Source organism: Streptomyces eurocidicus (assembly GCF_002891295.1).
GTDB lineage: Bacteria > Actinomycetota > Actinomycetes > Streptomycetales > Streptomycetaceae > Streptomyces > Streptomyces eurocidicus.
In genome coordinates this window covers 19,409-34,667 of sequence record NZ_LGUI01000006.1, presented here as the reverse complement: position 1 = coordinate 34,667, position 15,259 = coordinate 19,409, and the positions used below count along the sequence as shown (strand labels likewise).

Below are 15,259 nucleotides of genomic sequence, written 5' to 3'. Positions count from 1 at the left end.
TCGCCGACGAGGCACTCGACTTCGCCCTGTTCTTCTCCTCGATCCAGTCGTTCGCACCCGTCGCGGGCCAGGGGAACTACGCGGCGGGCTGCGCCTTCGGCGACTCCTACGCCCACTTCCTGTCCCGGCGCGCGCCCTTCCCCGCCAAGGTGATGAACTGGGGCTGGTGGGGGAGCGCCGGCACGGCCACCTCCGCGTTCCACCAGGAGCGCATGACCCGGTCGGGACTCCTCTCGATCGAGCCCCCGGAGGCCATGGCGGCCCTCGACACCCTCCTCGGCGGCCCGCAGGACCAGCTGACCTTCGTCAGGACGGCGAGGCCCGGCGTGCTGGAAGCCGTCGACCCGGCCACCCGCACGACCGTGTACCCGCGCGACACGTCCCCGGTCGAGCCCGGCGTGGTCACGGCCCGCCCCCTCGACCCCGCCGAGCGGAAGGCCCTCCGCGCGGTCGCCGAGTGGCGCGCCGAGGAGTGGGACCCGCTCCTCGCCCGGCTGCTCCGCGCCCACCTCGACGCCCTCGGCGCCACCCCCGGCCCCGGCGACGCGCACACCGATGTCACGGCCCTGCGCGAGCGCGCCGGCATCCACGAGCGGTACACGTCCTGGCTGGAGCACTCGCTCCGCGCCGTGCCCGCCTCGGCCCCCTCCCTCGACGAGGTCACCCGCGAGTGGGACGGCCGTCGCGCGGCCTGGTCGGCCGGACCCGACGGGAAGGCCCGGCAGGAGCTCGTCGACACCATGCTCCGCGCCCTGCCCGGCATCCTCACCGGCACGGTCCGGCCCACGGACGTGATGTTCCCGCGCGGCTCCGCCGGACTCGTCGAGGGCTGCTACCGGAACGACCGGGTGGCGGACACCTACAACCGCGCCATGTGCGACGCCGCCGTGGCGATCGTGACCGAGCGGCTGGACCAGGACCCCGGCGCGCGGCTGCGGGTCCTGGAGATCGGCGCCGGCACCGGCGGGACGAGCGCCGGGATGTTCGCCGCGCTGCGCCCCTACCGCGAGCACATCGAGACGTACACCTTCACCGACCTGTCGCAGGCGTTCCTCAACGACGCGCGTGCCTCGTACGGGGCCGACGTGCCGTACCTCACGTGCACCCGGCTGGACGCCGAACGGCCCCTCGAAGGCCAGGGGATCGACCCCGGCAGCTATGACCTCGTCATCGCCGCCAACGTCCTGCACGCCACCCGCGACATCCGGAACACCCTCCGCAACGCGAAGGCGGCCCTCCGGGACGGGGGATGGCTCCTGCTCAACGAGCTCTCCGGGTTCGACCTCTTCGGACACCTCACCTTCGGGCTGCTGGAGGGCTGGTGGCTCTCCGAGGACACCTCGCTGCGCGTCCCCGGCTCACCCGCGCTGTCGCCCGGCACCTGGCGCGAGGTGCTGGAGGGCGAGGGCTTCCCGTCGGTCGTCATGGTCCTCCCCGAGGCGCGTGACCTCGGCCAGCAGATCATCGCCGCCCGGAGCGACGGCATCGCCCGGCAGAAGGCCGCGGGCCGTACGTCCCGCCCGGCGGCCGGGACGGCCGAGGAGCCGCGCGGCGGCGCGACGCCGAACCACTCCCGCGCGGCGGCCGCGACGACGGCACCGCCCGTCGCCGGGCCTCCGGCGCCGGAGCCGGTACGCGTCCCCGCGCCCGCTCCGGAGCTCCGCGAGAACGCCGGGACGCACACCGTCACGGAGGGCGGGACCGGCACTCGCGCCGAGGCGGGTACGGGCAGCCGCGACGTCGCCGCGGATACGAGTACCGAGGTGGACATGGGCGGTCGTCCCGCCGCCGTGGGCTCCCGCGCCGAGGCGGGTACGGGCAGCCGCGACGTCGCCACGGGCACGAGTACCGAGGTGGACATGGGCGGTCGTCCCGCCGCTGCGGGCTCCCGCGCCGAGGCGGGTACGGGCAGCCGCGACGTCGCCGCGGGCACGAGCACCGAGGCGGGCACGGGCGGTCGTCCCGCCGCCGCGGGCTCCCGCACCGAGGCCGGTACGGGCAGCCCCGCCACAGCCGCGGGCACGCGCGCCGAGGCCGCCTCGGGCGGTCGCGTGGCCACCACGGACGCCGGTACGGACAACCCCGCCGCCGCGGACACCCGCACCGAGGCCATGACCGGCTACCTCCGCGACAAGGCGGCCGCCACACTGAGGATCCCGGCCGGGAGGATCGCCCCGTCGGTGCCCCTCGCCGACTACGGCATGGACTCCATCCTCGTCCTCCAGTTCGCCGCCGCCCTGCGCGAGGACCTCGGCGAGGTGCCGACCACGCTCCTCTTCGACCTGGAGAGCGTCGAGGAGCTCGCCGAGCACTTCCTCGGTACCGGCACCGACCGGGTGGACGCGCTCGTCACGAGCCTGCTGCCCGCCCCGGCCGAGGAACGGGCGCCGGAACGGCCCGCCGCCGCGCCCGGCCCCGAGCGGTCGGGCCTGTCCCAGGCCCAGCTGGGGCTCTGGCTCACCCAGCGGATCTCCCCGGACACCACGGTCTACCACGTCCCCCTCGTCTTCGAGGTGCGCGGCGAGCTCGACGAGCCCGCGCTCGAAGCGGCGGTCGGCTCCCTGACCGGCAGGCACCCGGTGCTCGGCGCGGTCTTCCGCGAGGACGACGGCGTGCCGTACATGGAGACCGGCGGATCGCGCGCCATCCCCGTCGAACGCGCCGAGCTCGTCGCGGAGTCGCACGCCGAGCGGGTCGCCCAGGTCCGCGCGAGGGTGGCCGCCCCCTTCGACCTGGCGGCCGGGCCCCTGGTCCGCGTCCACCTCATGACCTTCGTGACGCCGGACGGCACGGAGGAGCCGCGCCGCGTGCTGCTGCTGACGGCGCACCACATCGTCGTCGACGGGATCTCGGCCGGGCTCCTCGTCCGCTCGCTGACCGACGCTTACCGCGCCGCCGTGCGCGGAGAGGCCCCTGAGGGTCCCGGGGGAGGCGTCGAGAGCGCCGGATACGCCGAGTTCACGGCCTGGGAGGCCGCGATGCTCGACGGCCCCGTGGGCGAGGCGCACCTCGCCCACTGGGCCCACGAGCTGCGCGCGCCCCGGCGGGCGCTCGACCTGCCCGGCGACCGGCCCCTCGACCCGGCCGCCGCGCCGCGCGGCGAAGAGGTCACCGTGAAGCTCACCCCCGAGCTCTCCGCGGCGCTCACGGCCCGCGCCCGTGAGCGACGGGCCGGCCTGGCCGTGGTCTTCCTCGCCTCGTACATGGCGTTCCTGCACCGGATGACGGGGGAGTCCGACCTCGTCGTCGGCCTCCCGGCCGCCGGCCGGCCCGAGGCCCGCTTCCGCGACGTCGTCGGCCACTTCGTGAACCTGCTCCCGATCCGCTGCGCCGTCGACGGCGACGACACCTACGGGAACCTCCTCGCATCGGTGCGGCGCGCGGTGCTGGGCGGCCTCGAACACGCCGCCTACCCGTTCCCGGCGATCGTCCGCGCCCTCGGCGCACGGCGCGAGGGAACCCGCTCGCCACTGGTGCGCACCAGCCTCTCGTACCAGAACTTCGAAGAGGCCGCGCTGTTCACCGACGGCAGGGAGGCCGCCCCCGGCGAGCTCGGCCTCCGGGTGTTCGAGGGCGTGCGGCAGGAGAGCGAGTTCGAGCTGGAGGCGGAGATCCTCCAGGAGAGCGACGGCTTCCGGCTGTACCTGAAGTACGACGCCAACCGCTTCGACGCGACGACGGCCCGAGGGCTGCTCGACGCGTGGCGCGCCGTGCTGGAGCGCGTGGCGCACGAACCGGACGGGCGCGTCGGCGACGCGGCGCCGTCCACCGGGCAGGCGGCCGCGGCGGAGCCGCTGTGCGCGCTCTTCGCCGAGGTCCTGGGGCTCCGGCGGGTGGGGCCCGGAGACGACTTCTTCACCCTGGGCGGCGACTCGCTCCAGGCCACCCGGCTGGCCGCACGGGCCGGCCGTGCCCTCGGCGTACGGCTGTCGACGCGGGAGGTGTTCGAGGCGCCGACCCCCGCGGCGCTGGCGGCCCTGGCGACGCGGCCCGTACGCGAGGCCGTCCCCGCGCGGCCGGTGCTCCGCAGGATGTTCCGAGAAGGAGATGCTTCATGATCCCGTTGTCGTTCGCGCAGCAGCGGCTGTGGTTCCTGCACAAGCTGGAGGGGCCCGGCGCCACGCACAACATCCCCTTCGCGCTCCGGCTGACGGGAGAACTGGACGCGGAGGCCCTGGAGTCGGCCCTCCGTGATGTGATCGGCAGGCACGAGAGCCTGCGTACCGTCTTCCCGGAGACCGAGGGCGTCCCCCGGCAGCTGGTCCTGGACCCGGTCGAGGCGTGGCCCGGCATGAAGGTCGTGCCCGTCCCCGAGGACGGCCTGGCCGCCGAGGTGGAGGGCGCGGCACGGTACGCGTTCGACCTGACCTGCGAACCGCCCCTGCGGGCGACGCTGCTGCGGCTGTCGGAACGGCGGCACGTCCTCGTCGTCGCGCTGCACCGGATCGCCGGCGACGGCTGGTCGCTGGGCCCCCTGGCCCGCGACCTGTCCACGGCCTACGCGGCCCGGCGCGCGGGCGGGGCGCCGGACTGGGCGGAACTCCCCGTTCGGTACACGGACTACACCCTGTGGCAGCGCGAGCTGCTCGCCGGGGACGACCCCGACGGCCTGCTGGCCCGGCAGAGCGCCCACTGGCGGCAGGCGCTCGACGGCGCGCCGGAGGAACTCGCCCTGCCGCACGACCGGCCCCGCCCCGCCGTGGCCTCCCACCAGGGCGGACGGGTGTCCTTCGAGGTCGGTCCCGGGCTGCACGCCGGACTGCGGCGGGTCGCCCGCGAGCACGGCACCACCCTGTTCCTGGTCCTCCAGGCCGGTCTCGCGGCGATGCTCTCCCGCATGGGCGCCGGCGAGGACGTCCCCGTCGGCTTCGACGTGGCCGGCCGGCCGGAGGAGGCCCTGGAGGACCTCGTCGGCCTCTTCGCCAACACCCTGGTCCTGCGCACCGACGTCTCCGGCGACCCCACGTTCACCGAGCTGCTGGGCCGGGTGCGGGAACGCGCCCAGGACGCCTACGGGAACCAGGACGTGCCCTACGAGCACCTGGTCACGGCCCTCGCACCGGCCGCACCGGCCGCCCGCCACCCCCTCTTCCAGGTGGCGCTGCTGCTCCGGCACCAGCGGGCCGAGTTCGCGTTCCCCGGCCTGCGGGCCCACCCGGAGTGGCCGGGCACCGGCACCTGCCGCTTCGACCTGTCCTTCGCCCTGGCCGAGCGGCTGGGCGCGGACGGCGCGCCCGCCGGGCTGGACGGCTCCCTGGAGTACGCCGCCGAACTCTTCGACCACCCCACGGCCGTGGCGCTGGCCGCCCGTCTGACCCGGGTCCTGGAGCAGGCCGTCGCCGAGCCGGGCGCGCCCGTGGGCCGCCTGGACCTGCTGTCCGCCCGCGAGCGCCACGACGTCCTGGAAGGCTGGAACGACACCGCCCGCGAGGGCGGCGTGGGCGATGTCGTCGAGTGCGTACGGGAACTCGCCGAGGCCCGCCCCGACCACATCGCCGTCGTGGACGGCGACGGCGAGGTCGGCTACGCGGCCCTGGCCGCCCGCGCCGCCGGTGTGACGGCCGGGCTGCGGGACCTCCCCGAGTGGGGCCGCGGCCGGGTGGTCGGTCTGCTGGCCGGGCCCGGCACCGGGTTCGTCGCGGGCGTCCTCGGCGTGCTGGGCGCCGCGGGCGCGTTCGTCCCGCTGGACCCCGCCGCTCCCGCCGGCCGCTCCGCGGGCGTCGTCGCCGACGGCGGCGTGCGCGTCCTGCTGGCTGAGGAGGGGCTGGAGTCCCTCGCCGCGCGGATCGTCTCCGAGGCCGGCACCGAGGTGTCGGTGCTGCCGCTGCGCCCCGCCGGCGACGACCTGCCGCGTCCCTGGGAAGTGGCCCCGGCCTCCCCGCTGGACCTCGCCTACGTGATCTTCACCTCCGGTTCGACCGGCCGCCCCAAGGGCGCCATGGTCCACCGGGGCGGCATGGCCAACCACCTCTCCGCGAAGGTCGCCGACCTCGGGCTGACCGCCGAGGACACCGTCGTCCAGAACGCCCCCCTCACCTTCGACGTCGCCGTCTGGCAGATGCTCGCCCCGCTGGCCATCGGCGGCCGCGCCCGCGTCGTCGACCACGCCACCGCGGCCGACCCCGAAGCCCTGTTCGGCGTCGTGGTGGACGAGGCCGTCACCGTCCTGGAGGTCGTCCCCTCCCTGCTGCGCACCGCCCTCGACGCCTGGGACGCCGGACTGCGCGCCCCCGAACCGACCGCGCTCCGCCGGCTGATGGTCACCGGCGAGGAACTGCCGCCCGAGCTGTGCGACCGCTGGTTCGCCCGCTACCCGCACATCCCCGTCGTCAACGCCTACGGGCCCACCGAGTGTTCCGACGACGTGGCGCACGCCGTCCTCACCGGCCCCGTGACCGGCGCCCGCACCCCCATCGGCAAGCCCGTCCGCAACACCCGCTTCTACGTCCTGGACGAGCGACTGCGCCCGGTCCCCGTCGGCGTCCCCGGCGAGCTGTACGTCGCCGGGCACGGCGTCGGCCGCGGCTATGTGTCCGACCCGGTGCGCACCGCCGCCGTGTTCGTGGCCGACCCCTACGCCCCGGCCCCCGGCGCGCGCATGTACCGCACCGGAGACCAGGTGCGGTGGCGGGCCGACGGGCAGCTGGAGTTCCTCGGCCGCCGGGACTTCCAGATCAAGGTCCGCGGCCACCGCGTCGAACTCGGCGAGATCGAGGCCGCCCTGCGCGGCGCGCCCGGCGTCACCGGCGCCGTCGCCTCCCTCGTCCACGACCCCGCCGGCCGGCCCCAGCTGTGCGGCTACGTCACCGGCGGCACCGACCCGGCGGCCGTCCGCGCCCATGTGGCCGGACACCTGCCCGGCTACATGGTCCCCGCCGTCGTGACGGTCCTGCCCGCCCTGCCGCTGACCGCGCACGGCAAGATCGACCGCAAGGCCCTGCCCGCCCCGGACCTCACCGCCGTCACCGCCACCACCTCACGGCCCCCGCGCACCCCGGCCGAGGAGATGCTCTGCGGCCTCTTCGCCGAGGTCCTCGGCCTCGACGCGGTCGGCGCCGAAGACGGCTTCTTCGACCTCGGCGGCCACTCGCTCCTGGCCACCCGGCTGGCCTCCCGCGTACGCACCGCCTTCGGGGCCGAACTGCCCATCCGGGACGTCTTCGAGGCACCCACCCCCGCCGGGCTGGCCCTCCGCCTGGACGCCGCCGCGGCGGCGCGCCCCGCACTGACGCGCCGGCCCCGCCCCGAGCCGGTCCCGCTGTCGTACGCGCAGCAGCGGCTGTGGTTCCTCCACAAGCTGGAGGGCCCCGGCGCCACCTACAACATGCCCGTGACCGTCCGGCTGTCGGGCGAGCTGGACACCGCGGCCCTGGAGTCGGCCCTCCGTGACGTGATCGGCAGGCACGAGAGCCTGCGCACCGTCTTCCCGGAGACCGAGGGCGTCCCCCGGCAGCTGGTCCTGGACCCGGTCGAGGCGTGGCCCGGCATGAAGGTCGTGCCCGTCCCCGAGGGCGGCCTGGCCGCGGAGATCGCGACCGCGGCCCGGCACGGCTTCGACCTGTCCTGTGAACCGCCGGTCCGCACCACCCTGCTGCGGGTCTCCGAGCGGGAGCACGTACTCCTGTTCGTCCTGCACCACGTCGCCGGCGACGGCTGGTCCCTCGGCCCGCTGTCCCGCGACCTCTCCGAGGCGTACCGTGCGCGGCACGCCGGACACGGCCCCGGCTGGACGGAACTGCCCGTCCAGTACGCCGACTACACGCTGTGGCAGCGCGAACTGCTGGGCGCCGAGGACGACCCCGACGGCCTGATGTCCCGCCAGGTCGCCTACTGGCGCGAGGAGCTGGCCGGCGCCCCCGAGGAACTGGCCCTGCCCTACGACCGGGCGCGCCCCGCCGTCGCCTCCCACCGCGGCGACTACGTGCCGTTCGAGATGGGCCCCGAGCTCCACGAGGGCCTCCACCGGGTGGCGCGCGAGCACGGCGCCACCCCGTCCATGGTGCTCCAGGCCGGGCTGGCCGCCCTGCTGTCCCGGCTCGGCGCCGGCGCGGACGTCCCGGTCGGCTTCGGCGTCGCGGGCCGCCTGGACGACGCGCTCGACGGGCTGGTGGGCTTCTTCGTCAACAGCCTCGTGCTGCGCGCCGACCTCTCCGGCGACCCCACGTTCGCCGAACTCCTCGGCCGCGTACGGCGGTCGGCGCTGGCCGCGTACGCCCACCAGGACGTCCCGTTCGAGCACCTCGTGGAGACCCTCGCCCCGGTCCGCTCGGCCGCCCGGCACCCGCTCTTCCAGGTCGCGCTGGTGCTCCAGAACAACCGGCGCGCCGAGATCGACCTGCCCGGTCTGCGGACCCGGACGGAATGGGCGGGCACCGGCACCTCCCGGCTCGACCTCTTCTTCTCCCTCGACGAGCGGGAGGACGCCGACGGCCGCCCCCGGGGCCTGGACGGCGTCGTGGAGTACGCCACCGAGCTGTTCGACCGGGCGACGGTCGAAGGGATCGTCGGCGGTCTGCTGAGGGTGCTGGAACAGGCCGTCGCCGACCCCGGCACCCCCGTGGAGCGGCTGGACCCGCTCTCCGCGCGGGACCGCCACGACGTGCTCGACGGCTGGAACGACACCACCGTGGAGCTGTCCGGCCCGGCGACCCTCTCCGGCCTCTTCGAGGACCTGGCCGCCCGTACGCCCGCCGCGGTGGCGGTCGACCACGGCGGCGAGGAGACGACCTACGCCGGACTGGACGCCCGCGCCGGCCGGCTGGCACGGCGCCTGACCGCCGCCGGCGTGGGCCGCGGGGACCTCGTGGCACTCGCCCTGCCGCGCTCCACCGGACTGATCGTCGCGGTGCTGGGCGTGCTCAAGGCCGGCGCCGCCTACCTGCCCGTGGACCCCGGGTACCCGGACGAGCGGATCCGCTTCATGCTCTCCGACGCCGCCCCGAAGCTGCTGCTGACGGACGGCCCGACCGCGAACGCGCTCCCCGCGACCGGTGTGGAGCACTGGCTCCTCGACGACCCGGCGACCGCCGGGGCACCGGACGCGCCCGCACGGCACCCGCGCCCGGACGACCCGGCGTACGTCATCTACACCTCCGGCTCGACCGGCCGCCCCAAGGGCGTCGTCGTCCCCCACAAGGGCCTGCCCGCCCTCGCCGCCGCCATGGCGGCCAACCTCGGGGTCGACGCGACGAGCCGGGTGCTCCAGCTCGCCTCGCCCAGCTTCGACGCCTCCGTCTGGGACCTCCTCATGGCCCTGGCCGGCGGCGGCACCCTGGTCCTGCCCGACACCGACGGGGCGCTCGCCGGCGAAGCGCTCGCCGGGACCCTCGCGGCACACCGGATCACCCATCTGTCGATCACCCCCACGGCGCTGGAGGCCGTGCCCCCGGGCGCCGAGGCCACGCTCGGCTCCCTGCGCACCGTCGTGACCGGGGGCGAGATCTGCCCCGCGCCCCTGGTCGAGCGGTGGGCCCCCGGCCGGCTGATGGTCAACGTCTACGGGCCGACCGAGGCCACGATATGCGCCACCATGAGCGGCGCCCTGTCGGCCGGGACCGTCGGCACCGGACCGGTGCCCATCGGCCGCCCGATCACCAACGCCCGCGTGTACGTCCTGGACGCCGGGCTGCGCCCGGTGCCGCCGGGCGTGGCCGGCGACCTGTACCTGGCGGGCCCCGGCCTCCTCGCCCACGGCTACCTGAACCGGCCGGGCCTGACGGCGGGACGCTTCGTCGCCTGCCCGTTCGGCGCCCCCGGCGAGCGGATGTACCGCACCGGCGACGTCGTGGCCTGGACGCCCGGCGGGCAACTGGTGTTCCGGGGCCGGGCCGACGAGCAGGTGAAGATCCGCGGTCACCGGGTCGAGCTCGGCGAGGTCGAGGCGCGCCTCCTGGAACACCCCTCGGTGGACCGGGCCGCGGTCGTGGCCCGCGAGGAGACCCCGGGCGACGTCCGGCTGGTCGCGTACGTCGTGCCCGCCTCCGGCGCGGACGCCCCCGGCGGGGAACTCGTGGACGAATGGCGGGACATCCACGACCAGGTGTACGCGGCCGCCGGGCCGGCCCCCTGGGGCGAGGACTTCCGCGGCTGGGACAGCACCTACGACGGTGAGCCGATCCCGCTGGAGCAGATGCGGGAGTGGCGGGACGCGACGGTCGCCCGGATCGCCGAGCTGCGGCCGCGCCGCGTGCTGGAGATCGGCGTCGGCGCCGGCCTGCTGCTGTCCCGGCTGGCCGGACACTGCGAGACCTACTGGGGCACCGACTTCTCCCCGGCCGCGGTGGCGAGGCTCACCGCCCACGTCGCCGCCGACCCGCGGCTCGCCGGGAAGGTCGAGCTGCGCTGCCGGCCCGCCGACGACGTCGACGGACTCCCGGCCGGCTTCTTCGACACCGTCGTGATCAACTCCGTGGCGCAGTACTTCCCCGACGCCGGCTATCTGTCCGAGGTCCTCGGCAAGTGCCTCGGCCTGCTCGCACCGGGCGGCGCCGTGTACGTCGGCGACGTCCGCAACCTGCGGACGCGGCGCGCCCTCCAGGCGGGCGTGGCGGGCCACCGGCCGGCCGCCGACGCCCCCGGGCAGGACGGGACCGACGCGGCGGACGCGCTCGACCACGCGATCGACGCCGAGTCCGAACTCCTGGTCGCCCCGGAGTACTTCACCGCCCTGGCCGCCGGCGACGACCGGGTCACCGGAGTCGACATCCGTCTCAAGCGCGGCCTGCACCACAACGAGCTGACCCGGCACCGCTACGAGGCGGTGCTCCGCAAGGCGTCCGGCACGGACGCCGACGCGCCCCTGCCGGCCGACGGCCTGGAGGAGCTCCCCTGGGAGCGGCTCGCCACCGGCGGCGCGGGGGCCGACGGCGTCGCCGCCCTCGCGGCCCGGCTGGCCACCGGCGGCACCGGACTGCGGATCACCGGCGTGCCCAACGGCCGCCTGCTGGCCGAGTTCTCCGCCCTGGCCGGACTCGGCCGCCCCGGCGACGTGCCCGCGACACCCGTCCAGGGCCCGGGAGCGGACCCGGAGGCGCTCTGCCGGCTCGGCGAGGCACTCGGCCTGCGCCCCGTCGCCACCTGGTCGCCCGCCCGCCACGACACCTTCGACATCGCCTTCCTGCCCGCCGGCACCACCAGGCCGGTGGCCGCCCGCACCCATCCGGAGGCCGATCCCGACCCCGCCGCGCACGTCAGCACGCCGCTGGGCGCCCGCGCCCGCCGGGACCCGGGCACCTCCGCCGCACCCGCCCTGAAGCGGCATCTCGCCGAGGTCCTGCCGGCGTTCATGGTCCCGTCCGCCTACGTCACCCTCGACGAGCTGCCCATGACGGTGAACGGCAAGCTGGACCGCCGGGCCCTGCCCGCGCCCGGCCCGGCCGGCGCGTCCGCCGGGCGCGCCGCGCGCACCCCCGTCGAGGAACTCCTCTGCGGCGCGTTCGCCGACGTCCTCGGCCTGCCCTCCGTGAGCGCCGACGACAACTTCTTCGACCTCGGCGGCCACTCGCTGCTGGCGACCCGGCTGGTCAGCCGGATCAGGTCGGCGCTGGGCGCCGAGCTGGGCATCCGCGACCTGTTCGGCGCGCCCACCGCGGCCGAGCTGGCCGGGCTGGTCGCCGAACGGCGCCCGGACGCGGGCCGCCCCGCGCCGGCCCCGTACGACCGCCCCGAGCGCGTCCCGCTCTCCCCGGCCCAGGACCGCACCTTCCGGATCGGGCTGGGCAACGGGGCGGCCTCCAGCGCCCTGAAGAACATGCCCGTCGCCCTCCGGCTCACCGGCGCCACGGACCGGGCGGCGCTGGAAGCGGCGCTGACGGACGTCGTCGACCGGCACGAAGCGCTGCGGACGCTCTTCCCCGGCCCCGACGGCGACCGGTACCAGCGGGTCCTGGCGCCCGAGGACGCCCGGGTCACCCTGCCCGTCGTCACCGTCGCCGAGGCCGACCTCGCCGACCGGGTCCGCGACGCCGCCCACCACGAGTTCGACCTGCGGACGGAACCGCCCTTCCGGGCCGAGCTGTTCGAGGTCACCGAGGACGAGCACGTCCTGGTGCTGGTGTGGCACCACATCGCCGGTGACGGCTGGTCCGTCGGCGTGCTCCTCGGCGACCTCGCCACCGCGTACGCCGCCCGGCGCACGGGCACCGGGCCCGGCTGGGAACCGCTCGCCCTCCAGTACCCCGACTACACCCTCTGGCTGCGGGACCTGCTGGGCGACGGAGCCGACCCGGAGAGCCTCGCCGTGCGCGGGCACGCCTTCTGGAGCCGGGCCCTGGCGGACCTGCCGGTGGAGGCGACCCTGCCCCTGGACCGGCCGCGGCCGGACCGGCCCACCCACCGGGGCGCGACCGTCCCCTTCGAGATCGCCCCGGACGTCCACCGCGGCCTCCGGGAACTGGCCGCCGGGCAGGACACCACCCTGTTCATGGTGCTGCACACCGCCCTGGCCACCGCCCTGACCCTGACCGGCGCCGGCACCGACATCCCCGTCGGCACCCCGATCGCGGGCCGGGTGGACGAGGGGCTCGACGACCTCGTCGGCCTCTTCACCAACTACCTGGTGCTACGGCTCGACACCTCGGGCGACCCCGCCTTCACGGACCTCCTCCGCCGGGCCAGGGACGCCGACTTCGCCGCCTACGAGCACCAGGAGTACCCCTTCACCGGCATGGTCGACGCCTGCGACCCGCCCCGGCACCCGGGGCGCCACCCGCTGTTCCAGACCATGCTCGTCCTGCAGAACTACGCCGGATCCGCCATGGAGATGCCCGGCCTGACGGCGGAGCTGTTCCCCGTGGACCATGTGGCGGCCCGCATCGACTTCTCCCTCCTGCTGACCGAGACACCCGGCGACGGAGCGAGCGGACACGTGGAGTACGCCAACGAGCTGTTCGACCGGGAGACCGTCGAACGCTTCTGCGCGGTGCTCACCGACGTCCTGCGGGCCGCCGCGGAACGCCCCGAACTCCCCATCGGCCGGATGGCCCCGGCCCCCGCGCCCGCTCCGCATCCCCTGACCGCCGCGACCCCCGAAGGAGTCCAGCTGTGAACCCGTTCGACGACGCCGACGCGAAGTTCCTCGTCCTGACCAACGCGGAGGGCCAGCACTCGCTCTGGCCCGCCTTCGCCGAGGTCCCGGCCGGCTGGACCGCCGTGTTCGGCGAGGACGGCCACGCGGCCTGCGTGGACCACATCGAGGCGAACTGGACCGACATGCGGCCCAAGAGCCTGGCCGACTCGACGGACCCGCAGTGCTGACCGGGGAACCCGGCATCCTGTCGACCATAGGCGCGACGCCGCTGGTCGAACTCGTCAGGCTCTTCCCGGACAGCCCCATCCGCGTGTACGCGAAGCTCGAAGGGTTCAACCCGGCGGGCAGCATCAAGGACCGGCCCGCCCTGAGCATGCTGGGGGACCGCATCCGGCGCGGCGACCTCGTGCCGGGCGAGTCGGTGGTCGTGGAGTCCAGCTCGGGCAACCTCGGCATCGGCCTGGCCCAGGTCTGCCGGTACTACGGCCTGCGCTTCATCTGTGTCGTCGACCCCAGGGCGAACAAGCAGAACATCGACATCATGCGCGCCCTCGGCGCCGAGGTGGAGATGGTGACCGAGCCCGACCGGGAGAGCGGCGACTACCTGCCCGCCCGGGTGGCCCGGGTGCGCGAGCTGACCCTGACCGTCCCCGGCGCGTACTGGCCCAACCAGTACGGCAACACCCTCAACGCCCTCGCGCACCGGACCACGATGCGGGAGATCGACGAGGCGCTGCCCGCGGGCCTGGACTACCTGATCTGCTCGGCGAGCTCCTGCGGCACCCTTCGCGGCTGCGCGGACTACATCCGCGCGCACCGGCTCCCCGTGAAGATCGTGGCCGTGGACGCGCTGGGCAGCGCCATCTTCGACCCCAGCCCGCCCTCGGTGCCCCGGCTGCTGCCCGGGCACGGGGCCGCGACCCGGCCCCCGCTGCACACACCGGACCTGGCCGACTCCGTCGTCCACGTCGGCGACCTCGACTGCGTCATCGGCTGCCGCCGGCTGGCCGCGACCGAGGCGATCCTCGCCGGCGGCTCGTCCGGCGCGGTCGTCAGCGCCCTCGACAGCCTGCGCCACGTCATCCCGGACGGATCCACCTGCGCGATCATCCTGCCCGACCGCGGCGAGCGCTACCTCAGCACCATCTACAACGACGCCTGGGTCGCGGAGAACTTCGGCCGGATCCCCCGGCCGCACGACCTCGCGGCTGACCTCCCGGCGATCCCGACAATGGAGAAGATCTCATGCTCGTCATAGGCAACCACACCGTCCGCCGCACCCTGGACGGCAAGGAGCACGAGGTGCTCGACGCGGTCCGCGACGCCTACGTGGCACACGCCGTCGGCGACACCGCCGTGCCCCACTCCGTCTTCCTCCGCTTCCCGGCCGACGACACCAACCGGATCATCGGCCTCCCCGCCTACCTGGGCGGCGGCGCCCAGGTCGCCGGGATGAAGTGGATCTCCTCCTTCCCCGGCAATGTGGCGTCCGGCCTCCAGCGCGCCTCCGCCGCGATCATCCTCAACTCCCTGACCACCGGACAGCCCGAGGCGCTGATCGAGGGCTCCATCATCTCCGCGCGCCGCACCGCGGCGAGCGCCGCGCTGGCCGCCCGGACGATGCCCGGTGAGACCCCGGACACCGGAGCCTCCCTCATCGGCTGCGGGGTCATCAACGCCGAGGTCCTGCGCTTCCTGCGGGTCGTCGCCCCCGAACTCCGCACCGTGCGCCTCTTCGACCTCGACCGCGCCCGGGCGGAGGCGTTCGCCGAGGCCCACGCCGGCGGCCTGACCGTGGAGTACGCAGACTCGGCCGACGACGCCCTCGCGGCCCACCGCCTCGTCTCCGTCGCCACGACCGCGTCCACGCCGCACACCGGCCTCGACCACTGCCGGCCGGGCACGCTGGTCCTGCACCTCTCGCTGCGCGACCTCACCCCCGAGGCGATCCTCGGCAGCGTCAACGTCGTCGACGACGCCGACCACGTCTGCCGCGCCTCGACCTCCCTCCACCTCGCGGAACAGCGCGCCGGCAACCGCGACTTCATCACGGCCGCCCTGGGCGACACCCTCGCCACGGGCCGCCCCCACCCCCGCGACCCGCGCAAGGTCACGGTCTTCTCCCCGTTCGGCCTGGGCATCCTGGACCTGGCCCTGGCCGACCTGGTCCGAGGAGAGGCGGAGAAGGCCGGCACGGCGATCCGCCTGACGGACTTCCTGCCGGAGGCGTGA

The 15,259-nt window shown here is 75.5% G+C and carries 5 protein-coding genes (1 of these 5 only partly in view); all 5 read left to right on the top strand.

Annotation, left to right across the window (positions count from 1 at the left end; all coding sequences use genetic code 11):
• Tightly spaced (each overlapping or abutting the next), the 5 genes in view from AF335_RS35805 to sbnB form a layout consistent with a single transcriptional unit that may run on beyond the window.
• Window positions 1–4,058, top strand: partial view of an SDR family NAD(P)-dependent oxidoreductase gene (locus AF335_RS35805; RefSeq protein WP_267470715.1) — the 3' end only. 16,567 nt of this gene lie to the left of the window's left edge; 4,058 of the gene's 20,625 nt are visible here — the last part of the coding sequence; its start codon lies beyond the left edge, outside the window; the stop codon is at window positions 4,056–4,058.
• On the top strand, window positions 4,055–13,045 hold the full coding sequence (locus tag AF335_RS19560; protein ID WP_102919730.1) for a non-ribosomal peptide synthetase: 8,991 nt from the start codon (window positions 4,055–4,057) through the stop codon (window positions 13,043–13,045). Before AF335_RS35805 ends, AF335_RS19560 begins: the two co-directional genes overlap by 4 nt.
• Entirely contained in the window at window positions 13,042–13,254 is a 213-nt protein-coding gene (locus AF335_RS19555) for an MbtH family protein (protein WP_102919729.1), read from the top strand. Before AF335_RS19560 ends, AF335_RS19555 begins: the two co-directional genes overlap by 4 nt.
• Window positions 13,248–14,285, top strand: a complete 1,038-nt coding sequence (gene sbnA / locus AF335_RS19550) for a 2,3-diaminopropionate biosynthesis protein SbnA (protein WP_211304123.1) — start codon at window positions 13,248–13,250, stop codon at window positions 14,283–14,285. Before AF335_RS19555 ends, sbnA begins: the two co-directional genes overlap by 7 nt.
• Entirely contained in the window at window positions 14,273–15,259 is a 987-nt protein-coding gene (gene sbnB / locus AF335_RS19545; protein ID WP_102919728.1) for a 2,3-diaminopropionate biosynthesis protein SbnB, read from the top strand. The genes sbnA and sbnB overlap by 13 nt, the downstream gene beginning before the upstream one ends.

Bases quoted from the DNA above. Each gene is read 5' to 3' on its own strand.
- AF335_RS19560 (WP_102919730.1), top strand. From the start codon at position 4,055: ATGATCCCGTTGTCGTTCGCGCAGCAGCGGCTGTGGTTCCTGCACAAG.
- sbnB (WP_102919728.1), top strand. From the start codon at position 14,273: ATGCTCGTCATAGGCAACCACACCGTCCGCCGCACCCTGGACGGCAAG.